The sequence below is a fragment of the Vibrio sp. 10N.222.49.C9 genome, assembly GCF_041474985.1.
Lineage (GTDB): Bacteria > Pseudomonadota > Gammaproteobacteria > Enterobacterales > Vibrionaceae > Vibrio > Vibrio crassostreae_C.
Window position 1 is genome coordinate 1 of sequence record NZ_JBFRVD010001434.1, and the last position, 295, is coordinate 295.

1 pseudogene is annotated in these 295 nt (G+C 48.8%); it reads right to left on the bottom strand.

Features of this window, described 5'->3' with window-relative positions:
• Window positions 1-295, bottom strand: a pseudogene (locus tag AB4585_RS28630) (glycosyltransferase); the annotation flags it as partial.

The following is a 295-nucleotide window of genomic DNA, read 5'->3' on the forward strand; positions in this document are numbered from 1 at the left end:
GGCTAGGAAAGTCCACTTGCTTCCACAGTTTTGGGCTTAATGCTTCCTGCTGATGCCAGTCTCCTTCGATAACCCAATCAGAGATAGCTCCCGCAACATCAGGATAACGAATCGGATCCGGCTTTTGTTCTCCTAGCCATTTTCGTATGGTTCCTGCTTCCAATTCCAGCATTGCAGAACCCAAGCCTAGGTACTCCAAAGTAGCCACATTGCTTTGCTGCTCAAACTGTCCATTGAGGGGTTTAAGCAGTAGTTTTTTACCTAGAGAGAGCGCCTCCGATGGCAGCTCAAAGCC